This window comes from Pseudomonas sp. E141, assembly GCF_052659885.1.
In genome coordinates, this window is the sequence record NZ_CP084024.1 from 4972680 (window position 1) to 4996911 (window position 24232).

General features: G+C 62.0%; 23 protein-coding genes. 7 read left to right on the forward strand and 16 right to left on the reverse strand.

Annotation, left to right across the window (positions count from 1 at the left end; all coding sequences use genetic code 11):
• Positions 1-267 precede the first annotated feature (267 nt).
• The 5 genes from leuS to GKKCFE_RS22240 all read left to right on the forward strand — a co-directional run bounded on the left by leuS (position 268) and on the right by GKKCFE_RS22240 (position 6486).
• Positions 268-2874 carry a leucine--tRNA ligase gene (gene leuS, locus GKKCFE_RS22220; protein ID WP_092459435.1) on the forward strand — a complete coding sequence of 869 codons (2607 nt, stop codon included), beginning with the start codon at positions 268-270 and terminating at the stop codon, positions 2872-2874.
• A gap of 88 nt (positions 2875-2962) precedes the next feature.
• On the forward strand, positions 2963-3568 hold the full coding sequence (locus GKKCFE_RS22225; RefSeq protein ID WP_107321820.1) for an LPS-assembly lipoprotein LptE: 606 nt from the start codon (positions 2963-2965) through the stop codon (positions 3566-3568).
• A 39-nt stretch (positions 3569-3607) separates the two neighbouring features.
• A complete protein-coding gene (gene holA, locus GKKCFE_RS22230; RefSeq protein ID WP_139049085.1) occupies positions 3608-4645 on the forward strand; it encodes a DNA polymerase III subunit delta in 1038 nt (345 codons plus the stop codon).
• A 280-nt stretch (positions 4646-4925) separates the two neighbouring features.
• Positions 4926-5090: an alternative ribosome rescue factor ArfA gene (arfA, locus tag GKKCFE_RS22235; protein ID WP_047229500.1), complete on the forward strand. Its 165-nt coding sequence runs from the start codon at positions 4926-4928 to the stop codon at positions 5088-5090.
• Positions 5091-5163: 73 nt separating this feature from the next.
• Positions 5164-6486: a lytic murein transglycosylase gene (locus tag GKKCFE_RS22240; RefSeq protein WP_445577091.1), complete on the forward strand. Its 1323-nt coding sequence runs from the start codon at positions 5164-5166 to the stop codon at positions 6484-6486.
• 130 nt (positions 6487-6616) lie between these two features.
• On the opposite strand, the gene GKKCFE_RS22245 is transcribed toward GKKCFE_RS22240, so the two are convergent.
• The 13 genes from GKKCFE_RS22245 to GKKCFE_RS22305 form a co-directional block, all read right to left on the reverse strand.
• Entirely contained in the window at positions 6617-7555 is a 939-nt protein-coding gene (locus GKKCFE_RS22245; RefSeq protein WP_445577092.1) for a S66 peptidase family protein, read from the reverse strand.
• An 887-nt stretch (positions 7556-8442) separates the two neighbouring features.
• Positions 8443-9465: a lipoyl synthase gene (gene lipA / locus GKKCFE_RS22250; protein ID WP_047229497.1), complete on the reverse strand. Its 1023-nt coding sequence runs from the start codon at positions 9463-9465 to the stop codon at positions 8443-8445.
• Position 9466: 1 nt separating this feature from the next.
• On the reverse strand, positions 9467-10114 hold the full coding sequence (gene lipB, locus GKKCFE_RS22255; RefSeq protein ID WP_445577093.1) for a lipoyl(octanoyl) transferase LipB: 648 nt from the start codon (positions 10112-10114) through the stop codon (positions 9467-9469).
• Entirely contained in the window at positions 10114-10389 is a 276-nt protein-coding gene (locus tag GKKCFE_RS22260; protein WP_047229495.1) for a DUF493 domain-containing protein, read from the reverse strand. The genes lipB and GKKCFE_RS22260 overlap by 1 nt, the downstream gene beginning before the upstream one ends.
• Positions 10390-10470: 81 nt before the next feature.
• Positions 10471-11628 (reverse strand): D-alanyl-D-alanine carboxypeptidase family protein, encoded by a 1158-nt coding sequence (locus GKKCFE_RS22265; RefSeq protein WP_288914997.1) that lies wholly within the window; start codon positions 11626-11628, stop codon positions 10471-10473.
• A gap of 170 nt (positions 11629-11798) precedes the next feature.
• Positions 11799-12824 (reverse strand): septal ring lytic transglycosylase RlpA family protein, encoded by a 1026-nt coding sequence (locus GKKCFE_RS22270; protein WP_047229493.1) that lies wholly within the window; start codon positions 12822-12824, stop codon positions 11799-11801.
• Positions 12824-13834, reverse strand: a complete 1011-nt coding sequence (mltB, locus tag GKKCFE_RS22275) for a lytic murein transglycosylase B (protein ID WP_445577094.1) — start codon at positions 13832-13834, stop codon at positions 12824-12826. Before mltB ends, GKKCFE_RS22270 begins: the two co-directional genes overlap by 1 nt.
• Before the next feature lie 17 nt (positions 13835-13851).
• Complete coding sequence (gene rodA, locus GKKCFE_RS22280; RefSeq protein ID WP_047229517.1) at positions 13852-14955, reverse strand: rod shape-determining protein RodA; 1104 nt, start codon at positions 14953-14955, stop codon at positions 13852-13854.
• A gap of 31 nt (positions 14956-14986) precedes the next feature.
• A complete protein-coding gene (gene mrdA / locus GKKCFE_RS22285; protein WP_047229491.1) occupies positions 14987-16882 on the reverse strand; it encodes a penicillin-binding protein 2 in 1896 nt (631 codons plus the stop codon).
• 10 nt (positions 16883-16892) lie between these two features.
• Positions 16893-17360 (reverse strand): 23S rRNA (pseudouridine(1915)-N(3))-methyltransferase RlmH, encoded by a 468-nt coding sequence (rlmH, locus tag GKKCFE_RS22290; RefSeq protein ID WP_047229490.1) that lies wholly within the window; start codon positions 17358-17360, stop codon positions 16893-16895.
• A gap of 9 nt (positions 17361-17369) precedes the next feature.
• Positions 17370-17864: a ribosome silencing factor gene (rsfS, locus tag GKKCFE_RS22295; protein WP_014340379.1), complete on the reverse strand. Its 495-nt coding sequence runs from the start codon at positions 17862-17864 to the stop codon at positions 17370-17372.
• A 73-nt stretch (positions 17865-17937) separates the two neighbouring features.
• Entirely contained in the window at positions 17938-18624 is a 687-nt protein-coding gene (nadD, locus tag GKKCFE_RS22300) for a nicotinate-nucleotide adenylyltransferase (RefSeq protein ID WP_047229489.1), read from the reverse strand.
• Between the two features lies 1 nt (position 18625).
• Positions 18626-19897 carry a glutamate-5-semialdehyde dehydrogenase gene (locus GKKCFE_RS22305; protein WP_445577095.1) on the reverse strand — a complete coding sequence of 424 codons (1272 nt, stop codon included), beginning with the start codon at positions 19895-19897 and terminating at the stop codon, positions 18626-18628.
• A gap of 186 nt (positions 19898-20083) precedes the next feature.
• On the opposite strand from GKKCFE_RS22305, the gene GKKCFE_RS22310 reads away from it, so the two are divergent.
• On the forward strand, positions 20084-20764 hold the full coding sequence (locus GKKCFE_RS22310; RefSeq protein ID WP_047229487.1) for a DNA-3-methyladenine glycosylase: 681 nt from the start codon (positions 20084-20086) through the stop codon (positions 20762-20764).
• A gap of 157 nt (positions 20765-20921) precedes the next feature.
• Complete coding sequence (locus GKKCFE_RS22315; RefSeq protein ID WP_107321814.1) at positions 20922-22238, forward strand: bifunctional DedA family/phosphatase PAP2 family protein; 1317 nt, start codon at positions 20922-20924, stop codon at positions 22236-22238.
• A 203-nt stretch (positions 22239-22441) separates the two neighbouring features.
• Here the strand turns inward: GKKCFE_RS22315 and GKKCFE_RS22320 are convergent, their stop codons facing one another.
• From GKKCFE_RS22320 to GKKCFE_RS22330, 3 genes are read right to left on the reverse strand one after another with little or no spacing between them, the layout of a single operon-like run.
• Complete coding sequence (locus GKKCFE_RS22320) at positions 22442-23032, reverse strand: LON peptidase substrate-binding domain-containing protein (RefSeq protein ID WP_047229485.1); 591 nt, start codon at positions 23030-23032, stop codon at positions 22442-22444.
• A gap of 10 nt (positions 23033-23042) precedes the next feature.
• The gene (locus GKKCFE_RS22325; RefSeq protein ID WP_173406519.1) at positions 23043-23759 is read right to left on the reverse strand and encodes an LrgB family protein; all 717 of its coding nucleotides are present in this window, start codon (positions 23757-23759) and stop codon (positions 23043-23045) included.
• Entirely contained in the window at positions 23756-24121 is a 366-nt protein-coding gene (locus tag GKKCFE_RS22330; RefSeq protein ID WP_047229483.1) for a CidA/LrgA family protein, read from the reverse strand. Before GKKCFE_RS22330 ends, GKKCFE_RS22325 begins: the two co-directional genes overlap by 4 nt.
• Positions 24122-24232: the final 111 nt, after the last annotated feature.

Sequence of the window (24232 nt, forward strand, 5' to 3'; positions counted from 1 at the left end):
ACTCCCCATTGAGAAGCTTAGCTTCGCTGGGCAAACCGGCAGGGCGCCGCGACCAACGGCCCTGAACAGCGGCCGTCACCGGGTATCGACAATGCCCCGGCACGCAATCAGGGTTTCCCTCGGCAGAGCACGGTCATGTATGCTACGGCGCTTCCTGTAACTCCACTTCCAGCTCGGCTGGGCATCGAAAACGCCGCATCAGGCGTCGTCTGCGTCCAGCATGGCAACGAAGAGGATTGGGCCACCCCATTCAGTACAAAAGTAGCCATGCACGAACACTATCAGCCCCGTGAAATCGAAGCCGCCGCCCAGTCGTTCTGGGACGAGCAAAAGTCCTTTGAAGTCAGTGAACAGCCAGGCAAGGAGACTTACTATTGCCTGTCGATGTTCCCTTACCCCAGCGGCAAGCTACACATGGGGCATGTGCGCAACTACACCATCGGCGATGTGATCTCCCGCTACCAGCGCATGCAAGGCAAGAATGTCCTGCAACCCATGGGTTGGGACGCTTTCGGCATGCCGGCGGAAAACGCCGCGATGAAGAACAACGTGGCCCCCGCCAAGTGGACCTACGAAAACATCGCCTACATGAAGACCCAGCTGCGCAGCCTGGGCCTGGCGGTGGACTGGTCCCGCGAGGTCACCACCTGCAAGCCTGATTACTACCGCTGGGAACAATGGCTGTTCACCCGCCTGTTCGAAAAAGGTGTGATCTACCGCAAGAACGGCACCGTGAACTGGGACCCGGTGGACCAGACCGTACTGGCCAACGAGCAAGTGATCGACGGTCGCGGCTGGCGCTCCGGCGCGCTGATCGAAAAGCGCGAAATCCCGATGTACTACTTCAAGATCACCGCCTACGCGGATGAACTGCTGGAGAGTCTCGACGAGCTGACCGGCTGGCCTGAACAGGTCAAGACCATGCAGCGCAACTGGATCGGCAAGTCCCGGGGCATGGAAGTGCAGTTCCCCTACGACGTCGCCTCCATTGGCGAAGCGGGCAATCTGAAAGTCTTCACCACCCGTCCGGATACCCTGATGGGCGCCACCTATGTCGCCGTGGCCGCCGAGCATCCGCTGGCGACCCTGGCCGCCCGCAACAACCCCGAGCTGCAGGCGTTCATTGCCGAATGCAAAGGTGGCAGCGTCGCTGAAGCCGATGTCGCCACTCAAGAGAAGAAAGGCCTGCCGACCTCGCTGTTCGTCGAGCATCCGCTCACCGGCGAAAAACTCCCGGTATGGGTCGCCAACTATGTGCTGATGCACTACGGCGACGGCGCCGTCATGGCTGTTCCGGCCCACGACGAGCGCGATTTCGAATTCGCCCACAAGTACAACCTGCCGATCAAGGCTGTGGTGCGTACCAGCGCCGGTGACCAGACCCCGGCGCCATGGCAGGACGCTTATGGCGAACACGGCGAACTGATCAACTCCGGCGAGTTTGACGGCCTGGACTTCCCCGGCGCGTTCGACGCCATCGAAGTGGCCCTGATCAAGAAAAACCTCGGTGCCTCCCGCACCCAGTTCCGCCTGCGGGACTGGGGCATCAGCCGCCAGCGCTACTGGGGCTGCCCGATTCCGATCGTGCACTGCGATACTTGCGGTGACGTACCGGTACCGGAAGATCAACTGCCCGTGGTCCTGCCCGAAGACGTGGTACCCGACGGCGCCGGCTCGCCCCTGGCGCGCATGCCCGAGTTCTACGAATGCAGCTGCCCGAAATGCGGCGCGCCGGCCCGGCGTGAAACCGACACCATGGACACGTTCGTCGAGTCCTCGTGGTACTACGCCCGCTACGCCTCGCCGCACTATGAAGGCGGCCTGGTGGAAAAATCCGCGGCTGACCACTGGTTGCCGGTGGATCAGTACATCGGCGGCATCGAACACGCCATTCTCCACCTGCTCTACGCGCGCTTCTTCCACAAGCTGATGCGTGACGAAGGCCTGGTGAGCTCCAACGAGCCGTTCAAGAACCTGCTGACCCAAGGCATGGTGATCGCCGAGACTTACTATCGTCGCGAAGCCAACGGTGCCTACACCTGGTACAACCCGGCCGACGTCGAACTCGAACGCGACAGCAAAGCCAAGGTCATCAGCGCCAAACTGATCGCCGACGGCCTGCCGGTGGAAATCGGCGGCACCGAGAAGATGGCCAAGTCGAAGAACAACGGCGTCGACCCGCAGTCGATGATCGACCAGTTCGGCGCCGACACCTGCCGCCTGTTCATGATGTTCGCCTCGCCACCCGACATGAGCGCGGAATGGTCCGACTCCGGCGTCGAAGGTTCGCACCGCTTCCTCAAGCGCGTCTGGCGTCTGGCTCAAGCCCACGTCACTCAGGGCCTGCCGGGCAAACTGGACGTCGCCGGCCTGAACGACGAGCAGAAAGCCGTTCGCCGTTCGATCCACCTGGCCATCAAGCAGGCCAGCCATGACGTCGGCCAGAACCACAAATTCAACACCGCCATCGCCCAGGTGATGACGCTGATGAATGTCCTGGAAAAAGCCGCGCAAGGCACCGAACAGGATCGCGCACTGGTTCACGAAGGTCTGGAAGCCGTGACGCTGCTGCTGGCTCCGATCACGCCGCACATCAGCCACGAGCTGTGGAACCGCCTGGGCCACGCTGACCCGGTGATTGACGCCGGCTGGCCGGTGGTGGACGAAACCGCGCTGGTGCAGGACAGCCTGACCCTGGTCATCCAGGTCAACGGCAAGCTGCGCGGCCAGATCGAAATGCCAGCCGCCGCCACTCGCGAAGAAATCGAAGCCGCCGCACGGGCCAATGAAAACGTGTTGCGCTTCGTCGATGGCCTGACGATCCGCAAAGTGATCGTCGTGCCCGGCAAACTGGTCAACATCGTCGCAAGCTAATTGGATCGGGCGCCGGCTTGGGCCGGGCGCCGAATATAACCTGCGGGGCCGCACTGTCGAGCCATAGGGTTTCAAGGGGAGCAACAAGATGATCAAACGTAATCTGCTGGTAATGGGCCTGGCGGTCCTGTTGAGCGCCTGCGGCTTCCAGCTGCGCGGCACCGGCACCACCGAGCTGGCCATCACGGAGCTGGACCTCAGCGCCCGGGACGCTTATGGCGAGACCGTGAAGATGCTGCGCGACTCACTGGAAAACAGCGGCGTGAAGGTCTACAACGGCGCGCCGTACAAACTGGTGCTGACCAGTGAACAGCAAAGCCAGCGCAGCCTGAGTTACGCCGGTGCCGGTCGCTCGGCCGAGTACGAACTCAACAACGTCCTGAGCTATGAGATCCGCGGCCAGAACAACCTGGTGCTGCTGGACGACAAACTGCAAGTGCAGAAGGTCTACCTGCACGATGGCAACAACATCACCGGTTCCGACCAGGAGTCGAGCGAAGTGCGTGTTGAAATGCGTCGTGACCTCGTGCAACGCATGATGCTGCGCCTGCAACAACTGAGCCCAGCCCAACTGGACCAGTTGCAGCAGACCGCCGACGCCCGCGCCAAGGCAGAAGCCGACGCACTGGAAGCGGCACGCAAGGCTGAAGCGGAAACCCCGCAACAGTCGCCGATGCAAATCCCCTCTGAATAAGCCTTGCGGGGCGCTTTGGCGCCCCGCTCGCCTTCTCTTATGAAGCTCGCTCCCGCCCAACTCGGCAAACACCTGCAAGGCGCCCTCGCGCCGGTCTACATCATCAGTGGCGATGATCCGCTGCTGTGCCAGGAAGCCGCCGACGCCATTCGCTCTGCCGCCCGTCAGCAAGGCTTCGACGAACGCCAGGTGTTCGCCGCCGACGCCAGTTTCGACTGGGGCACGCTGTTGCAGGCTGGGGCGAGCATGTCGCTGTTCGCGGAAAAACGCCTGCTGGAACTGCGCTTGCCATCCGGCAAACCCGGTGACAAGGGCGCCGCCGCGCTGATCGAATATTGCTCACGGCCAGCCGAAGACACGGTGTTGCTCATCAGCCTGCCAAAACTCGACGGCAGCGCGCAAAAAACCAAATGGGGCAAGGCCCTGGTTGAAGGTCAGCAGACCCAGTTCGTACAGATCTGGCCGGTGGACGTCAGCCAGTTGCCCAGCTGGATCCGCCAGCGCCTGTCCCAGGCCGGCCTATCGGCCAGCCAGGATGCGGTGGAACTGATCGCCGCCCGGGTCGAAGGCAACCTGCTGGCCGCCGCTCAGGAAATCGAAAAGCTCAAGCTGATGGCCGAGGGCGGGCAGATCACCGTGGAAACGGTACAGGCCGCCGTGGCCGACAGTGCGCGTTTCGATGTGTTCGGGCTGACCGATGCGATCCTCAACGGTGAAGCCGCCCACGCCCTGCGCATGCTCGAGGGCTTGCGGGGCGAAGGCGTCGAGCCCCCGGTGATCCTCTGGGCCCTGGCCCGAGAGTTGCGCCTGCTGGCCAACCTCTCATTGCAATACAGCCAGGGTGTACCGTTGGACAAGGCTTTCAGCCAAGCCCGTCCGCCGGTGTGGGACAAACGCAAGCCGCTGATGAGCAAGGCCCTGCAACGCTATTCGGCACCGCGCTGGGCGCAACTGCTGCTCGAAGCCCAGCGCATCGATGCGCAGATCAAAGGTCAGGCGGCAGGGTCGCCATGGATGAGCCTGAGCCGCTTGTCGCTGTTGATGGCTGGGCAGCGGTTGGCCTTACCTGCCGAGTAAGCCATTTCTCCCGACCCACAGAGCTTTTTGTGGGGAGGATGTTTTCTGTGGCAAAGATGCTTTTGTGGCGAGGGAGCTTGCTCCCGCTGGGGCGCGTAGCGGCCCTGTTTTTTGGGGCTGCTGCGCAGCCCAGCGGGAGCAAGCTCCCTCGCCACAAAAGCTCTCCAGCCACAATTCCCCTCGCCATCCTTGAAATTTCCTACGCAAAGCAGGGACTGGACAGCCCCCCAACTCTGCCGCATGATTTGCTCCACAAAACCACCCCACGAGAGACCCCCTCATGAGCAAAAAGCCATCCAAGCATGGCCCCAACAAGGCCAAATCCATCATCGCCCAGCCCCTGTTCCGCAGCCGCCAGGAACGACCCGCCAAGGGCAAAGGCAGCTACCGCCGCGAAGCCTTCCAGTCTGACAACTGGGAGGCTTCTTGCTTTGTGGCGGCTTGAAACACCCGGACCAGCCCTATTCTCCTTTGCGCATGATAAGGTCAGCATCTGATTTGTTTATCTGGACCCGTGCATGCCCTTTTGTCTTTCCCGTCGTTGGCCCCTGCGCCAATTGATTGCAGCCACAAGCGTCGTTCTGCTTGTCGCCTGTGCAGAAAAACCTACCGCCGCCGACGCCCAACCGCTCAAGACCGTCCCTGCCGTGCCTGCTCCAGCCATCGTGCCGCCCGTGGTCCCGACCGGTGACAACCTGGTCATCGCCCCCACGCAAACTTTCGCCGAATGGCAAGCCGGTTTTCGCAAGCAAGCCCTGGCCGCGGGAATCCGTGCCGACCTGTTTGATCGCGCCTTTATCGGCGTCAGCCCGGACATGAGCGTCATCAAAGCCGACCGCAGCCAGCCGGAATTCAGCCGTCCGGTGTGGGAATACCTCGATGGAGCGCTGTCGCCGCTGCGAGTACGCCGGGGCCAGACACTAGTCCAACAGCATGCCGACATCCTGCAAAGCATCGAGCAGCGCTATGGCGTCGACCGCCAGGCCCTGGTGGCGGTGTGGGGCATGGAAAGCAACTTCGGTCAGTTCCAGGGCACCAAGTCGGTGATCAACTCCCTGGCGACCCTGGCCTATGAAGGGCGGCGCCCGGGGTTTGCCCATGCGCAGCTGATCGCCGCACTGCAGATCCTGCAAGACGGCGACATCGCTCCGGAAAAAATGCTGGGTTCCTGGGCCGGAGCCATGGGCCAGACCCAGTTCATTCCCACCACGTACAACACCCACGCGGTGGACTTCGATGGTGACGGCCGCCGCGATATCTGGGGCAGCGCCACCGACGCCCTGGCTTCGACCGCGCACTACCTGCAAAGCTCTGGCTGGCAGCGCGGACAGCCGTGGGGCTTCGAGGTAAAGCTCAAAGAAGGGTTCGACTACCCGCTGGCCGACGGCGCGATCCGCAAACCCGTCTCCGAATGGCTGCAACTGGGCGTCAGCCTGCCCAACGGCAGCCAGGTCCCAGCTGACGCCGAACACTTGTCGGCAGCCCTGCTGCTGCCGGCCGGCTATCGCGGGCCGGCCTTCCTGGTGCTCGATAACTTCCGCGCCATCCTCAAGTACAACAATTCCTCGTCGTACGCCCTGGCGGTGAGTTTGCTGTCAGAACGCTTCGCCGGCGCGGGGCTGATCAGCGGGCAATGGCCAAAGGACGATCTGCCCTTGAGCCGTAGCGAGCGCTTCGAACTGCAAACCTTGCTGGGCAAACACAACTTCGACGCAGGCACGCCCGACGGCATCATCGGCGCCAACACCCGCAAAGCCATACGCAGCGCCCAGCAGTCGTTCGGCTGGCCCGCGGATGGTTATCCGACGCACAAGCTTCTGGAAGGGTTGCGTAACCGCTGATTTGCCTTATGGCGGCTACCGCCATCGCGAGCAAGCTCGCTCCCACAGTTGACCGCGTTCTTTCAGAGAAACGCGGGGCCAATGTGGGAGCGAGCTTGCTCGCGATGACTGACCATCAGGCAACAAAAATCTAACCCCTGACCACCACATCCTGCTCCAGCACCAACCTCTTCTCCCCCGCATCCAGCGTCACCAACGCGCCCATGGGCAACGTCAGGTTCGGATCGCAATGCCCACTGCGCCAGCCGGACAACACCGGGATACCAAACGGCTCGAAGGTCTGCTGGAACAGTTTGTTCAACGCCTCGACGTCCACCCCGGCGACATCCCCCAGCAATACACCCCGCAACTTTGCCAGCGTGCCAGCCAGCCGTAACTGAGTCAGCAGACGGTCGATGCGGTAAAGCGGCTCGTTGATGTCTTCCACCAACAGGATCACGCCTTCGGCGTCGATTTCGTAGGGCGTGCCCATGGTCGCGGCAATCATCGACAGATTGCCCCCCAGCAAACGCCCGCAGGCGATGCCGGGTGCAACGGTAGTCAACGGATAAGCTGCGGGATGGCTCAGCACACTGCCGGCCTTCAACTGCCCACGCAACAGGCTGAAAAAAGAAGTGACGGTGGAGGGTTCCTTGTCGCCGAGAAGATCGGCGTTGAGCAACGGGCCATGAAAGGTGACGAACCCTGCATATCGGCTGATGGCCAGGTGCAAGGCGGTGATGTCGCTGTAGCCGACGAAGGGCTTGGCGTTGCGCCGCAACAGGTCGAAATCGATGCGATCCAGCAAACGCGGGGTGCCGTAGCCGCCACGCAGGCAAATGATCGCTTTTACTTCTGGGTCGGCGAAGGCGGCATGCAGGTCGTTGAGGCGTACTTCGTCGCTGCCGGCCAGGTAGCCGTCCTTTTCGTACACACCTGGGAATATACGCAGCTCATGGCCCCGGGCGCGCATCCATTGGATGGCTTTGTCCGTTTCCAGGTTTGCTGGACCGGCGGGGGCGATCACGGCGATCAGGCCTTCGGTCGGGAGTGCTGGGACGGGGTGATGTGGGTTTAGGGTGGGTTCCATGGGTTTCCCGGTCTTTTTGATCGTGTGTATATCCGTTGCTGCGGTAACGGCTACTTATGGTTCCGCTCTTACAGCGGGTCACTTTCGAAAAGCGCGAAAGTAACCAAAGCGCTTCTGCCCCACCACTCGGCACCTCGCTTAGGCTCGGTGTGCCCGAACGCAGGCATTGCTCCGTGGGCCCGCCGCGAAGGGCCATCCATGGCCCAGCGCGGCTATCCCGGCATCCATGCCGGGATGCCCACTGCGCAATACCTGCGTTCGGCCAGCGTGGTTTAACGGGGCGTCAAGATCAAGATCCAAAGCAAAGCAAAGCAAAGCAAGAGCTGGGCATGTCCAGCATCTATGTGGCTGAACCACCGCTATCGCGAGCAGGCTCGCTCCCACATTGATTTGTGGGTGCTCACAGTATTTGCAAGCGACACAAAACCTGTGGGAGCGAGCCTGCTCGCGATGACGCCGGTACATCCAAGCATCACTGCAAACTGACCCACCGCTATCGCGAGCAAGCCCGCTCCCACAGGGGAAACGCGATACCCCCAAACCAGGCCGGTTGTCAGGCTGCCTCGCGGTGGACGTTGATCTGGGGCGCCCCGTTAACCACGCTGGCTGAACGCAGGCATTGGTTCGTGGGTAACCCGGCATGGATGCCGGGTTAGCCGCGCTGGGCCATGGATGGCCCTTCGCGGCGGGCCCACGAACCAATGCCGGAGTGAAGGCATGCCGAGCCTAGGCGAGGCACCGAGTGGTGGGGCAAGAGCGTTTTGGTTACTTTTGACTGGGCCGGCTTCCGGGCTCTTCAAAAGTGACCCGCCGTAAGGGCGGAACCACAAGTAGCCGTTACCGAAGAAACGGATATACACACCGCCCCAAAAAACAACGCTAGAAAATCAAGACCCGAGCAACTCAGCCTTGACCAACTTCGCCTGCTCATCCGCATGATACGAAGACCGCACCAACGGCCCGGAAGCAACGTTCTTGAAGCCCATCTTGTACCCTTCCTCAGCAAACCAGGCAAAGGTATCCGGGTGCACAAAACGCTGCACCGGCAGGTGACTACGCGAAGGCTGCAGATACTGACCCAGGGTCAGCATGTCGATGTCATGCTCACGCATGCGCTTCATGACCTCGATGACTTCTTCGTCAGTTTCCCCCAGACCCAGCATCAAGCCGGATTTGGTCGGAATGTGCGGCATCATCTGCTTGAAGCGTTGCAGCAAGGTCAGCGACCACTGGTAGTCCGAACCCGGACGCGCAGCCTTGTACAGGCGCGGTACGGTTTCCAGGTTGTGGTTGAAGACATCCGGCGGCTCGGCGGCGGTGATTTGCAGTGCAATGTCCATGCGACCGCGATAGTCCGGCACCAACGTCTCAAGCTGCACGTTCGGTGACAACTTGCGGATTTCGCGGATGCAATCGGCAAAGTGCTGGGCACCACCGTCACGCAGGTCGTCGCGGTCCACCGAGGTGATGACCACGTACTTGAGTTTGAGGTCGGCAATGGCGATGGCCAGGCTTTCGGGTTCGTTCACGTCCAATGGCTTCGGCCGACCATGGCCGACGTCACAGAACGGGCAGCGACGGGTGCAGATGTCGCCCATGATCATGAACGTAGCGGTGCCGCCGGAGAAGCATTCCCCCAGGTTCGGGCAGGACGCTTCTTCACAGACGCTGTGCAGTTTGTGTTTACGCAGCAGCGCCTTGATGCGGTCGACTTCCGGCGAAACCGGGATGCGCACGCGGATCCAGTCAGGTTTCTTCGGCAGTTCGGTGGTCGGGATGATCTTGACCGGGATACGTGCAACTTTCTCGGCGCCGCGCAGCTTTACGCCGGCCTCGACCTTGGCACGCGGGGCCGGACGCTCGGTAACATCCAGCGTCGGGATCATGGTTTGCACAGCATCAGTAGTCATATCAGTCGATTCCGCCCGTGAGGGTCGTCTGCTCAGCGTAGTCGAGGTGTTTGACGAGCTGCGCGCGCAGCCGGGCACTTACCTCGGCAAATTCAATCGATCCTGTGTGATCGCACAGCTGGGTCATCGCCAGCCCTGCATAGCCACAGGGATTAATCCGTCGAAACGGCTCCATGTCCATGTCCACGTTCAACGCCAGGCCATGAAACGAACAACCATGGCGGATGCGCAAACCCAGAGAGGCAATTTTCGCCCCATCGACGTAGACACCCGGAGCATCCGGCTTGGCCGCTGCTGTCACGCCGTAGCTGCCCAGCAGTTCGATCAGGCAGGTCTCCATGCGGGTGACCAGCTCGCGTACACCGAACCCCAGCTTGCGTACGTCCAGCAACAGATAGGCCACCAATTGACCGGGGCCATGGTAGGTCACCTGGCCACCGCGGTCGGTCTTCACCACCGGGATATTCCCCGGCAGCAACAGGTGTTCGGCTTTGCCGGCCTGGCCCTGGGTGAACACCGGCGGGTGTTGCACCAGCCAGACTTCGTCACCGGCGGTGGTGCCGCGGTCGTTGGTGAAGCGTTGCATGGCATGCCAGACCGGCTCGTAAGCCATCTGGCCCAGCTCGCGAAAGCCCAGCGTGCCCGGCATCACAACACCATGTGCACGAACCCGGTCGCTCGCAACTCGCTGTTGATGTCGTACAGCTGTTCCTGACCGGTGGCAATGATGTGCAACTGAATCGTCGTGTACTTGCCGTTGGTACTCTGGCGTTCGGCCAGGGTCTTGTGATCAACGGTGGCGTGTTTTTCAAGAATCGCGATGATCTTGTCCTTGAATCCCACACCGGTGTCGCCAATTACCTTGATCGGATAATCCTCGCAGGGGAACTCGATCTTTGGCGCCTTTACTTCTGAGTCTGTCATGGCGTAACGGCCTCGTAAGCCGTGGTAACGCACATGGCCCCGCACCGGAAAGGAACGGGGCCATGCAGGTCAACACTTCAATCAGTTGAACAAGCCGTAGAAGAATAGACGGATGCTATCCCAGATGCGGCGGAAGATACCACCTTCCTCGACCGCGTCCAGAGCGATCAGGTCAGCGCTGTGCACCACTTTGTCGTCCAGCTTGACTTCCACCTTGCCGATCACGTCGCCCTTGGCGATTGGCGCGATCATTTGCGGATTCATGGTCATGGTCGCGACCAGCTTTTTGAGCTGGCCTTTTGGCAGGGTCATGGTCAGGTCCTGGGCCAGGCCGGCCTTCACCTGATTGGTGGTGCCTTTCCACACCTGGGCCTGGGCCAGTTCAGTGCCCTTCTGGTAGAAGGTCTGGGTTTCGAAGAAGCGGAAACCGTAGGTCAAAAGCTTCTGGGTTTCGGCGGCACGGGACACTTCGCTGTTGGTGCCGAAAACGACGGCGATCAGGCGCATGCCGTCACGAACGGCCGAAGACACCATGCAATAGCCGGCCTCTTCGGTGTGGCCGGTCTTCAGGCCATCGACGGTCTTGTCGCGCCACAACAGCAGGTTGCGGTTAGGCTGCTTGATGTTGTTCCAGAAGAATTCCTTCTGGGAGTAGATGGCGTAGTGCGCCGGGTCTTCGTGAATGATCGCTCGCGCCAGAATCGCCATGTCGTGAGCCGAAGAGTAGTGCTCCGGGTTCGGCAAGCCGGTCGGGTTCATGAAGTGGCTGTTGGTCAGACCCAGGTCGCTGGCAGTCTTGTTCATCATGTCGGCGAACGCATCTTCGCTGCCGGCGATGTGCTCGGCCAGGGCGACGCTGGCGTCGTTGCCGGACTGGATGATGATGCCGTGCAGCAGGTCGCTGACGGTCACTTGCGAACCGACCTTGATGAACATCCGCGAACCGCCGGTGCGCCAGGCGTTTTCGCTGACGGTCACCGGATCGTTTTCACCGATCTGGCCACGACGGATTTCCAGGGTGGCGATGTAGGCGGTCATCAGCTTGGTCAGGCTGGCCGGTGGCAGGCGCTGGTCACCATTGCTCTCCACCAGGACCTCGCCGCTGCTGGCATCCATGAGCACAAAGGATTTGGCGGCCAGTTGAGGGGGCGCGGGCATCATCTCGACCGCGAACGCGGCAGGTGAGAGCAGCAGCGGGACTAGCAGGCAAAGGCGTTTGGCAAAGGTGGTGATGTTCATCCGTCTCTCGAAATCGCTAATGGAAACTGCCCGAAGGCAAAACTAAACAGGCAACCTTCTAACGGGTCGCCGCGTATTTAAGTTGCTCACTCACATCCCTTGCCGGGCTTTTGTTATTCGTAGAGCCAACAACCTGGCCCGCTCCAACCGCTAGCGGGCCTTCAATCAAATCATTCCGCGCTGACCAGGCTCGGCGAACCGAGATTGGCCAGGCGCACACTGTTCTGCACCTGCTGGACTTCATCCGGAGAACCGATCGGCCCCAGGCGTACCCGATGCAGTGTCTGCTGGTTGCGCACGATGGAGCTGATGAACACCGGCGCGCTGACCATCGAGCTGAGCTTGGATCTCAACAGTTCGGCAGCGTCCGGGTTGGCGAACGCGCCGACTTGCAGATACTGGCCAGACGCTGTTGCAGAAGCGTTTTTTTTTGCGTCGAGCGGCACGGGCACCACGGCGGCGGCATGTTGCTGCGGCGGCGGGGACCATTGCTCGACCGTACCGGTGGAAGCCGTCACGGTCGGCGCGGCATTTTGCGCCACTTTTGGCTCGTTGAGCATCAAAGGCGCCGGACGGCCTCGTTGGGCCCACCATTCCTGCGGATCGATGCCTTCGACCTTGACCCGCGCGGTGCCGGTTTCAGCGTAACCGAGTTTTTTTGCCGCCGCATACGACAGGTCGATGATGCGGTCGGAATAGAACGGCCCGCGGTCATTGACCCGCAGGATCACGGCCTTGTTGTTGTCCAGGTTGGTCACCCGCACATAACTGGGCAGCGGCAAGGTCTTGTGGGCCGCGCTCATGCCATACAGGTCATAAACCTCGCCATTGGCGGTGTTCTGGCCGTGGAACTTGGTGCCATACCAGGACGCCGTGCCCGAAGCGACGTAACGCTTGGATTCGGCCATCGGGAAATACGTCTTGCCCAGCACCGTGTACGGGTTGGCCTTGTACGGGCCGGTGTGCAGGGTTGGCGTGGCGTCGGGAATGCGCGAAACATCCACGTCCCACCACGGCGCGCCGTCCTTGTGGGCCCGGTTGATGTCCAGGCCTGGCGTGGCGCGCACGGCAGTAGAGGTTTTCTGGGCCGGCGGGCGACTGGTGGAGCAACTGACGACCAGCAACGACAGTGCAGCCAGCGCTACCAGCTTCAGGGGTCCGGCTTTCAGGGGTTGATAGGTAGGCAATGCCTGCATTATTTGACGCCCCGTGCTTTGACCAGCTCTTCAGACAGCTGATGCACGGCCATGGCGTACATCACACTGCGGTTATAACGCGTAATCGCGTAGAAATTCTTCAGGCCCATCCAGTACTCAGGGCCTTGTTCGCCTTCCAGGCGAATCGCGGTGACTGGCATGTCGTCACGCAGCGCATCATGACTCGACCACCCCAGCGCCCGCAACTCCCCGACGGTCTTCGTCGGCTCGATGCCTGTGGTCAGGCCTTCGTCTACCTGGTCGCCACGCACGTCTGCACGGCTGACCACCGGCTCGCCAGGCTCCCAGCCGTGGCGCTTGAAGTAGCTGGCAACACTGCCGATGGCATCGGTCGGGTTGGTCCAGATATTAATGTGGCCATCGCCGTCGAAGTCCACCGCATAGGCGCGGAAACTGCTGGGCATGAACTGCGGCAAGCCCATGGCTCCGGCATAGGAGCCCTTGAGGGTCAACGGATCGACCTGTTCCTCGCGAGCCAGCAGCAAGAACTCGCGCAGCTCCTTGCGGAAGAACTCGGCGCGCGGCGGATAATCGAAGCCCAGGGTCGACAGCGCATCGACCACCCGGAAATTCCCGGTATTACGACCAAAAAACGTCTCGACACCAATAATAGACACGATGACCTGAGCCGGCACGCCATACTCCTGCTCGGCGCGAGCCAGCACGGCCTCGTGCTGGCGCCAGAAGTCCACGCCCCGGGCGATGCGCGCCTCGGAGATGAACATCGGCCGATACTCGCTCCACTGCTTGACCCGCTCGGCGGGCCGGGAGATCGCGTCGAGAATCGACTGCTTGCGCTGGGCCTCGCGGAACACCCCCATCAGCTGTTCCCCGGCAAAACCGTAGTCGCGGGTCATTTCACCGACGAATTCGGCCACTTGCGGCGAGCCTTCATATTCGCCGGCCAGGGCGTGCGACGCACCGCCCAGGAGGCCGAACAGGCCGACCCACGGCGCAAATCGCGTCGACCAGCCATGCATTGCTTGCATTGAACTCTTCACCTTATTCAAACCTGCGCGATCCACTTGCGATGGGTATGGATCGACATCAAAACCCCAAACGCTGACAGTAGCGTCACCAGCGAAGTTCCTCCGTAGCTAATGAATGGCAACGGCACCCCCACGACCGGCAACAGGCCACTGACCATACCGATATTGACGAAAACATAAACAAAAAACGTCATGGTCAGGCTGCCCGCGAGCAATTTGCCGAACAATGTCTGGGCCTGGGCGGTAATCACCAGGCCACGGCCGATCAACAACAGGTAGATCAGCAGCAGCACGCAAATACCCACCAGACCGAACTCTTCGCCCAACACGGCGATGATGAAGTCGGTGTGGCTTTCCGGCAGAAAGTCCAGGTGCGACTGGGTACCCAGCAACCACCCTTTGCCGAACACACCGCCGGAGCCGATGGCGGCCTTGGACTGGATGATGTTCCAGCCGGTGCCCAGCGGATCGCTCTCCGGGTCGAGGAACGTCAGGACCCGCTGCTTCTGGTAGTCGTGCATCACGAAGTACCACATGGCCACGGACACCGGCACGGCGGCAGCGATCACGCTGAGGATCCAGCGCCAGCGCAACCCGCCCATGAACAGCACGAAGGCGCCGCCGGCCAGGATCAGCAACGAGGTGCCGAGATCGGGCTGGCGCACGATCAGGATAAACGGGACCCCAATCAGCAGCAGGCTGATGCCCACATGCTTGAGCTGTGGCGGCAAGGTGCGCTTGGACAAATACCAGGCGATGGTCGCCGGCATGATGATTTTCAGGAACTCGGAAGGCTGGAAGCGGATCACCCCGGGGATGTTGATCCAGCGTGTCGCCCCCATGGCGTTGTGGCCCATGATGTCCACGATCACCAACAAGACCACGCCGCCCACATAGGCCAGTGGCACCCAGCGCGCCATGAACCGAGGCTCCAGTTGGGCGATAAAGATCATCGACACCAGGCCGATGCCGAATGAAGTGGCCTGCTTGGCCAGCAGGTCCCAATTCTTGCCGCTGGCCGAATACAGCACGAACAGGCTGCCGGCGGCCAGTGTCAGCAACAGGATCAACAACGGACCGTCGATGTGCATGCGCTGCAACAGAGTGGCGCGACGACGCATCACATCTTCGCTGGAGAGGATCCGGTCGAAATTATTCTTCACGGGCCGTAGCCTCCGCAGTGATGGGGCTTGCGTATTCGGGCTTGAGCTGGCCGTGTTCATCCAGCAGCCAGGCGTCCATGATCTGGCGCACCACCGGCGCGGCAACGCCGGAGCCGGACTCGCCGTTCTCGACCATCACCGACACGACGATCTTCGGGTTTTCGGCCGGCGCGAAACCAACGAACAAGGCGTGGTCGCGGTGGCGCTCCTGAACCTTGGAACGGTCGTACTTTTCGCCCTGCTTGATCGCGACCACCTGGGCCGTACCACTCTTGCCGGCAATCCGGTATTGCGCGCCGATGGCAGCCTTGCGCGCGGTGCCCCGGGCGCCGTGCATCACCTGCTGCATGCCGATATTGACCTTCTGCCAGTCCGACGGATTACGCAGGATGATGTCCGGCACCGGGTTGGGGTCCACGGGCTTCTGGCCTTCGATGGTCTTGGCCAGATGCGGGCGATACCACTTGCCTTTGCTCGCCACCAGGGCTGTGGCCTGGGCCAGTTGCAGCGGCGTCGCCTGCATGTAGCCCTGGCCGATCCCCAGGATCAACGTCTCACCCGGGAACCACGGCTGGCGGCGGGTCGCCCGCTTCCACTCGCGGGATGGCATCAGGCCCGGCGACTCTTCGAACATGTCCAGGGACACTTTCTGACCGAGACCGAACTTGCCCATGTAGGACGCCAGCCGGTCGATCCCCAGCTTGTGGGCCAGGTCATAGAAGTAGGTGTCGTTGGACCGCATGATCGCCGTTTCCAGATCCACGTACCCGTCGCCGGAGCGATTCCAGTTGCGGTACTTGTGGTCGTAGTTCGGCAGTTGGTAATAACCGGGGTCGTAGACCCGGCTGGAAGCGGTGATCACACCCGCGTCCAGCCCGGCAATGGCCACCGCCGGCTTGATGGTCGAACCCGGCGGATAGAGGCCGCGCAGCACGCGATTGAACAGTGGCCGATCGATGGAATCGCGCAACTCGGCATAGGCCTTGAAACTGATGCCAGTGACGAACAGGTTCGGGTCGAAACTCGGCTGGCTGACCATCGCCAGGACCTCGCCGGTGTTCGGGTCCAGCGCCACGACAGCGCCGCGCCGGCCGCCCAACGCCGCTTCGGCGGCTTCCTGCAATTTGATGTCCAGGCTCAGGACGATGTCCTTGCCGGGGATCGGGTCGGTGCGCTTGAGCACCCGCAACACGCGGCCACGGGCATTGGTCTCGACTTCCTCGTAGCCCACCTGGCCGTGCAGCTCGGCCTCGTAGAAGCGTTCGATGCCGGTCTTGCCGATGTGGTGGGTACCGCTGTAATTGACCGGGTCGAGGTTCTTGAGCTCTTTTTCGTTGATCCGCCCCATGTAGCCCACCGAATGGGCGAAGTGCGCGCCTTGGGGGTAGTGACGCACCAACTGCGCCACCACTTCAACGCCCGGCAGGCGGAACTGGTTCACAGCGATCAGGGCGATCTGCTCTTCGGTCAGCTCGAACAGGATCGGCACCGGCTCGAACGGGCGCCGGCCCTGGCGCATGCGCTTCTCGAAAATCGCCCGATCCTCGGGGGTCAGCTGCAGCACTTCGACGATCACGTCGAGCACCTTCTGCCAATCCCCGGAACGCTCACGGGTCATGCTCAGGCTGAAGCTGGGCCGGTTATCGGCCACCACCACGCCGTTGCGGTCGAAAATCAACCCGCGAGTCGGCGGAATCGGCTGCACATGCACGCGATTGTTTTCCGACAGGGTCGAGTGGTACTCGTACTGAATCACCTGGAGGAAATACAGGCGCGCGATCAGCACACCAATCAGCGCCACGACCGCAATTGCACCGAACACGACGCGACCACGCACCAGGCGGGCGTCTTTTTCGTGGTCCTTGATGCGGATCGGCTGAGGCATGAGGGCAGGATTACTTGTGGTAAGGGTGCCCGGACAGGACTGTCCAGGCACGATACAACTGTTCGCCGATCAGAATCCGCACCAGCGGGTGCGGCAACGTCAAAGGCGACAACGACCAGCGTTGATCGGCCCGGGCACAGACTTCCGGTGCCAACCCTTCCGGGCCACCCACCATGAAGTTGACCGTGCGCGCGTCCAGCCGCCAGCGATCGAGCTCGACCGCCAGTTGCTCGGTGCTCCAAGGCTTGCCGTGCACTTCGAGCGTGACGATCCGCTCGTTCGGCCCGACCTTGGCCAACATGGCTTCGCCTTCCTGACGGATAAAGCGCGCCACATCAGCGTTCTTGCCGCGGGTGTTGAGCGGAATTTCCACCAGTTCCAGGGCCAGCTCGGAAGGAAGACGCTTGGCATATTCATGCCAGCCTTCTTCCACCCACTTGGGCATGCGGGAACCGACGGCGATCAGGCGCAGTCGCACAGCGATCCCTTATTGCTGGTCTTTGTTGAGCTTGGTGAAATGCTCATGGGTATTTTCCGGGCTGTGGTGCGCGGCGCTGGCCGAACGGCTTTGCTCGGCACCGGCCCACAGGCGCTCCAGGTCATAGAACTGGCGCGCCGAGGCGGTCATCATGTGCACGATGACGTCGTCCATATCCAGCAACACCCAGTCGCTGTCGCCCTTGCCTTCTTCACCCAGTGGCTTGACGCCCTGGGCCTTGACCGCTTCGCGAACCTTATCCAGCATCGCGCCGATCTGGCGGTTGGAGGTACCGGTGGCGATGATCATGTAGTCCGTGATGCTCTGCTTCTCGCGAACGTCGATCACCTGAATGTCCTGGGCCTTGACGTCTTCCAGGGCCGCAACGGCAACCTTGACCAGCTCTTCGCCGGCCAGTACCACGCCAGTATGAGCTTCTACGGGAAGCGGGGCGCTCTTGAATGTGCCCTTGCGCTTTACTTTGTTTACGTCTTTGTCAGTCATATAAAACTCGTTTTGCTCGTATGTTCGGGCGCTTCGCTACACGCATTCACGTGCCTTGAAGCGCGCCCTTTTTTCAGTTCGACGCACGGTACAGCCCGTGCGCATCGATGTAGGCCAGGACCGCGTCGGGCACCAGGAAACGTACCGACTTACCGCTGGCCAGCAGTTGACGGATCTGGGTGGCGGATACCGCGAGCGGCGTCTGCCAGACGAATGCAATCTGTCCGCTCGGCCCTTTCAGGGCCAGCGGGTCGCTCACCGAACGCGCCGCCAGCAGGTTGCGCAAGGCATCCGGCGGCTCGCTGTCGGCATCCGGGCGTTGCAACACCAGGATGTGGCAATGCTGGAGCAACTCTTCCCAGCGATGCCAAGTGGGCAGGCCGCAAAATGCGTCCCAGCCCAAAAGCAGAAAAACCTGGGCGTCGGCGGCCAGTTCGGCGCGCATCAGCTCCAGGGTATCAATGGTGTAGGACGGTTTGTCCCGCAGCAATTCGCGGGCGTCCACCACCAACGGCGCCACACCGGCCACCGCGCACTCGACCATCGCCAGACGGTCCTGGGCCGATACCTGCGGCGTATCCCGGTGAGGCGGCCTGGCGCTGGGCGTCAGGCGTAGCTCATCGAGGGCCAGGGCATCGGCGACTTCCAGCGCACCGCGCAAGTGGCCGATGTGCACTGGGTCGAACGTGCCGCCCAGGATACCGATGCGCTGGGGCGCAGTTGTCGTCGTCACTGCGGCTGACGGGTCAAGGTCGCCCAAGTCAGACCGGCTCCTGTCCGCGCAACTGGCCGTCACCGACCACGATGTACTTCTCGCAGGTCAAGCCTTCGAGGCCCACCGGGCCACGGGCGTGCAGCTTATCAGTAGAAATGCCGATCTCGGCACCCAATCCGTATTCGAAGCCGTCGGCGAAACAGGTCGGGGTGTTGATCATCACCGACGCCGAGTCCACTTCGGCCACGAAACGCCGGGTTTCGCCCTGATGCTCGCTGACGATGGAGTCGGTGTGGTGGGAACCATGGCGATTGATGTGCTCGATGGCCTGGTCCAGCCCGTCGACCACGCGGATCGACAGGATCGGCGCCAGGTACTCGGTGTTCCAGTCTTCTTCGGTGGCCTCGGCCGCCTCAATGATTGCCCGGGTACGCTGGCAACCGCGCAGCTCGACGCCTTTTTCGCGGAACTGTGCAGCCATCGCCGGCAGGAAGTCCTGGGCAACGGCCTGGTCCACCAGCAGGGTTTCCATCGCGCCGCAGATACCATAGCGGTAAGTCTTGGCATTGAAGGCAATGCGCTGGGCTTTGGGCAACTCGGCGTGGGCACTGACGTAAACGTGGCAGATGCCGTCCAGGTGCTTGATCACCGGCACGCGGGCGTCGCGGCTGACTCGTTCGATCAGGCCCTTGCCGCCACGGGGCACGATGACGTCGACGAACTCGGGCATGGTGATCAGTGCGCCGACCGCGGCGCGGTCGGTGGTTTCCACCACTTGCACCACGGCCGCCGGCAGATCGGCTTCGGCCAGACCGCGCTGGATGCAGGCGGCAATCGCGCGGTTGGAATGAATGGCCTCGGAACCACCGCGCAGGATGGTCGCGTTACCCGACTTCAGGCACAGGCTCGCAGCATCGATGGTCACGTTCGGCCGCGACTCGTAGATGATGCCGACCACGCCCAGGGGCACGCGCATTTTGCCGACCTGGATACCCGACGGCCGATAACTCATGTCCCGGATCGCCCCGACCGGGTCCGGCAGCGCCGCGACCTGGCGCAGACCGACGATCATGCCGTCGATGCGCGCCGGGGTCAGCGCCAGGCGTTCGAGCATGGCCGGCTCGAGGCCGTTGGCCCGGCCGGCGGCCAGGTCCAGCTCATTGGCGGCGGACAACTCGGCGCGAGCGGCGTCCAGCGCATTGGCGGCGGCCAGCAGGGCGCGGTTTTTCTGCGAGGTGCTGGCACGGCCGATGATGCGCGACGCCTGGCGAGCGGCGCGACCCAGGCGGGTCATGTAGTCAAGAACGGACTCAGTCATGGTCTGTGTGGTCTTGGCAAAGGGGAAAGCGGCAGATTATAGCTGTCGTATCCCTCGACTAACAGCGTGGACTCACAGTGGTGACCGGCGGAAGAGCAAAACCTGTACAAATAGTCGCTGTTCAGCGCCGATTAAGCTTTCCATTGCTATCATCGCGCTTCCTTTGGCCTCCCTTCGTCTCACGCCATGACCGATTCGCCCCCACTGCCAAACGCCCTGCCCGACGGTTTTTTTGATCGCGATGCCCAGGTGCTCGCCCGGGACCTGCTGGGCAAAGTCATTCGCCACAAGGTCGGTGACCTGTGGCTCAGCGCGCGGATCATCGAAACCGAAGCCTATTACTTCGCTGAAAAGGGCAGCCACGCTTCGCTGGGCTACACGGAAAAACGTAAGGCTTTGTTTCTGGATGGCGGCCACATCTATATGTATTACGCCCGGGGTGGCGATTCGCTGAATTTCAGCGCCCATGGCCCCGGCAATGCGGTGCTGATCAAATCGGCATACCCGTGGGTCGATACTGTTTCCGGCCCGGCAAGCCTGGCGCAGATGCTGCTCAACAACCCCGACGCCCAAGGCCGCCCGCGCCCCTCGCAAAAGCTTTGCGCCGGCCAGACGTTGTTGTGCAAGGCCCTGGGGCTGAAAGTGCCGCAGTGGGATGCCAAACGCTTCGACCCGGAACGCTTGCTGGTGGAAGACGTGGGCGTGCCGACAGTCAACGTGATCCAGACTACCCGCCTGGGCATCCCACTGGGACGGGATGAACACCTGCTCTACCGCTTCGTCGACGCGGCCTACGCCCCCTGGTGCACGCGGAACCCGCTGCGTCGCGGACAGGTCGAAGGGCGGGATTATTTTTTGCTTTCCTGAACGCCACACTGCCCAACCCTGTGGGAGCGAGCCTGCTCGCGATGGCGCCAGGTCAGTCGAATCAGAGGTTGGCTGATACACCGCTATCGCGAGCAGGCTCGCTCCCACAGTAAAAAATGCATGCCGCTTAATGCTCAATGGAAATGGAGTTGTTTTTATGGGCCCATGGCTCGATAGCATCACTGGCTGGCTGACCGCCAACCCGCAATGGCTGGCGGCGGCGGTGTTTATCGTTGCCTGTGTAGAGTGCCTGGCCATCGCTGGGTTGCTCGTGCCGGGTACGGTGCTGTTGTTTGCGGTCGCGGTACTGGCCGGCAGCGGCGCGTTGTCCCTGGGCGAGACTTTGCTGCTGGGCCTGCTGGGCGGTTTGCTGGGGGACTTGGTGTCGTATTTCCTGGGCAGGCATTTTCACCAGAACATCCGGCGCCTGCCGGGGCTGCGGCATCACCCCGAATGGATGAGCGCGGCGGAAAGCTATTTCCAGCGCTACGGCATCGCCAGCCTGCTGGTAGGGCGCTTCATTGGCCCGCTGCGACCCATGTTGCCGATGGTGGCCGGGATGTTCGACATGCCCTTCCCGCGCTTCGCCGCCGTCAGTCTGCTGGCCGCCGCCGGCTGGAGCGTGGCGTATCTGCTGCCCGGCTGGGCCACTGGCGCAGCGATCCGCCTGCCGTTGCCCGAGGGTTTCTGGCCACAGGCCGGTGTCGTGATTGGCAGCATCGCGGTGATGATCGCATTGAGCGTCAACAGCAGTCTGCGGCGCCATCGACATGCCTCAGCGCTGATCGCAGGTCTGGGCCTGGTGATCCTGATCGGGCTGTTCATCGGCTTTCGCTACCTCACAGCTTTCGATCAGGGGCTGGTGGCTCTGGTCCAGGAACATCGCAGCCCGACAATGGACGAAATCGCCGTGACCTTCACGCTGATCGGCGAATTCCACTACATGCTGATTTTCAGCGCCCTGCTGACCGGGTTGCTATTGCTGGCGCGCCAATGGCGCCAGGCAATCTTTGCCGGGGCCACGATGCTGTTCACCGCATTGGCCAATACCGGCACCAAGCACTTTTTCGCCCGTGTACGCCCGGAAGTCCTGAGCGAGCCGCTGACCAGCTACAGCATGCCCAGCGGTCATGCCTCCGGCGCCTTTGCCCTGTTCCTGGCGCTGGCCATCCTGGCCGGTCGCGGGCAACCGCCACGCCTGCGTCTGACCTGGCTGTTGCTGGGCTGTTTGCCAGCGCTGGCCATTGCCCTGTCGCGGGTGTACCTGGGTGCCCATTGGCCGAGCGACATCGTCGCCGGCGCCATGCTCGCCGCCTGTGTCTGCGCAGCGATGCTCTGGCTGAGCCAGCGCCAGACCCCGCTGCCGGCCATGCCGCCGAAAATCTGGTGGTTGATTCTGCCCGCGATGGTGGCGGCATTCAGCTTCTTCGCACTGCGCCACCTGCCCAATGGGATGCTGCGGTATGCCTATTGAGGCCGGCAGCCAGCTATCGCGAGCAGGCTCGCTCCCACAGGGAATCGGCTGTGAAACGCCCCTTTGTGGTCACTGAAGATCAACTGTGGGAGCGAGCCTGCTCGCGATGACGTCGGTACATTCAGCATTGATGCAAACTGAGCCACCGTTATCGCGAGCAAGCTCGCTCCCACAAGAGATCAGCCTGGTCAGTGATGAGCGCCTCAGGCGAACAGTTCGCCCTGCAACTCATCAAGCAACGCCTGGATTGCATCCAGCCGCTGCTGAGGATCATCGAGTTGCAGCAGGTCGAGCTTGTCCAGTTCATTGAAGGGCAGCAGGTAGGCCAGTTGATTGGCGAGCGACTGCTGGCCGGTGGCTTCGGTGCCCATGTTCAGGGCCTCGACCATCGGGTGTTCGGCCAGGGCCTTGAGCAGCGCCACCAGGTCGGCATCCTCATCCTGCAGCGGTTGTTCAGGCTCATCCTCCAGCCACTCGACTTCAGCGACGGTCAGTTGATCGGCCTGGACACTGCTGCTGTGCACGATAAAACGTCGTCCACCCTGCACGCGAATGCCCAGCAGCCCGTTGTCCTGCTGGGAGAAATCGGTGATTCGCGCTTCACAGCCCACCCGCGCAAAGCCGTCGGGGGCGATACCGACTTCCTCGCCATCGAGGATGCACACCACGCCGAACCCCTCGCCCATTTTCATGCAGCGACCGATCATATCGAGGTAACGCGCCTCGAAAATCTGCAAATCGAGGATGCAACCGGGGAACAGTACCGTGTTCAACGGGAAAAGCGGCAAGCTCATAAGCAGTTCCTTAAACCGTCATCGACACCACCAACGGCAGCAACACCGCCGTGGCCACGCCCATCAGACTCATCGCCAGCGCCGCAAAGGCGCCGGACTCTTCGCTTTCCTGCAACGCCACGGACGTGCCGACCGCGTGAGCGGTCAGGCCCAGGGCCATGCCACGGGCTTCAGGGCTATGGACCCCAAGCTTGGTCAGAATGCTCGGGCCCAGAATCGCCCCGAGCACGCCGGTGATCAACACAAACACCGCGGCCATGGCCGCTACGCCGCCGATCTGCTCGGCCACCAGCATGGCGATCGGTGAAGTCACCGACTTGGGCGCCATGGTCATCAGGATCATGTGTTCGGCGCCAAAAGCCCAGCCCAACACCACCGCAGAGCCCGTGGCGAACACCCCGCCTATCACCAGCGTAGTAAAAATCGGCCAGAACAATTGCCGGATCCGTCGCAGGTTCAGGTACAAGGGCACCGCCAGCGCGACGGTGGCCGGCCCCAGCAGAATGCTGAGAATTTCCGTGCTCTCACGGTACTCGGCGTAGCTGATGCCGCAGCCGACCAGCACACCGATCAGCAGCAACATCGACATCAGCACCGGCTGCAGAAACACCCAGCGGGTCTTTTCGAACGCCGCCAGCACCAGTTGATAGGCGCCCAGGGTGATGCCGATACCAAACAGCGGATGATGGATCACCGAACTCCAGGCGCCCTGCCAATCAAGCATCATTGCCCATCCTCCGACTCGGGGGCGTGACGCCGGGCCAGGCGCTGCATCAGCACACCGGTAAACGCCATGGACAGGATCAACGACAGCACCAGCGCACCGACAATGGCCCAGAAATCGGCAGCGATGGCCCGGGCGTACACCATCACCCCCACCGCCGGCGGCACCAGCAGCAACGGCAAGTAGCGCAGCAGGCTGCCGGCCGCCAGGTTCAATGGCTCGCCGACTTCACCACGGATGACCAGATAGCCCAGCAGCAACAGCAGGCCAATGATCGGCCCCGGCAGCACCGGCAGGAACAAATGATTGATGGCGGTGCCCAGCAATTGGAACAGCACCAGCCAGGTCAGGCCCCGTAGCAACATCCTTCATCCTCCCCAGCAACACGTACGCAAACAATGCGCGCGCATTATAAGCACGCCCGCGCTATGGGTCGGCATTCGTAAAAAGCATGGTCGATGACCTGCCCTGCCCGT